This is a genomic window from Paenibacillus sp. 1-18 (assembly GCF_000520755.1).
GTDB lineage: Bacteria > Bacillota > Bacilli > Paenibacillales > Paenibacillaceae > Paenibacillus > Paenibacillus brasilensis.
Genome location: NZ_ASSB01000199.1, coordinates 1 through 1,171 on the forward strand (window position 1 = coordinate 1; position 1,171 = coordinate 1,171).

General features: G+C 43.0%; 1 protein-coding gene. It reads left to right on the plus strand.

What is annotated here, in order from left to right; translation table 11 throughout:
- The coding region (locus L693_RS0112540) for a recombinase family protein (protein WP_025717542.1) at positions 1–1,171 on the plus strand (1,171 nt) is incomplete at both ends.

Genomic DNA, 1,171 nt, shown 5'->3' on the forward strand with positions numbered 1-1,171 from the left:
ATTCTTTGAACGGGAGAATATTAATACACTGGATACCACAGGTGAGGTATTGCTGACCATTCTGAGCTCACTTGCACAAGACGAGAGTCGAAACATTTCGGAAAACAGCCGATGGGGCATACTACGTGGCTTCCAAAACGGCAAAGTCTTCTGCAACACCACTCGCTTCCTCGGCTATGATAAGGATGAACATGGTGAATTGGTGATTAACGAGCCAGAAGCAGAGATTGTGCGGCGCATATATGAGGAGTATCTAGACGGCAAAAGCTATCAGGCGATAGCCAGAGGATTGATGCGAGATAAGATTAAAACAGTCACGGGTGGCGATACGTGGTGGGATTCCTCCATTACCTTAATTCTGACCAATGAGAAATATTACGGAGCTTTGCTTCAGCAAAAGACGGTAACGGTAGATTTTCTAACCCACAAACGAATAAGGAATAAAGGACAGGAGCAGCAATATTTAATTGAGGACAACCATGAACCGATTGTCTCGAAGGAAATATTCGAGGCGGTACAAAAAGAGAAGGCACGCCGTGCCAAGCTGAAAGGGAGTGTCATGGGGGAGAGCAAAAGATACTCCAGTAAATATGCACTCAGTAGCAAAGTATATTGTGGATGCTGCGGAGCTATTTTTAAGCGCCGAACCTGGAACAGCAATAATCCATCCAAAAAAGTGGTATGGCAATGCAAAACGTATGTCAATGAAGGGAAAGTAGCCTGTGATGCCAAATCGGTTGATGAACAAGTTTTACATTCCGCGTTTGTACGATTGTTCAACCGGATGTATGAGAATAAGAAAGGATTCATGAAGACGTTGAAAGCCAATATTGAATCGGTGCTTTCCAGCAAAGTAGGGCAAGAACCGCTATTGGATATCGAAGGACAGATGCAACAATTGAAATCCGACTTGAAGGAATTAGTGAATCTTAAGCTACGGAATCAGATTGATGAGATTGTATATAATGAAGAAACGAACAGACTTTCCAGCGAGCTAAACGAGCTACGGCAACAGATGCTGATATTAGAGGAGGAAGAGGATCAGAAGGGAAAAATTAAGGAGCGTGTGTATGAGATTATTCAAATCCTAAGCTCACAGCAAGATATACTGGAACAATTTGATGATAACCTATTCAATGCGTTGGTGGAGAAGATCACGATTCTCTCACCA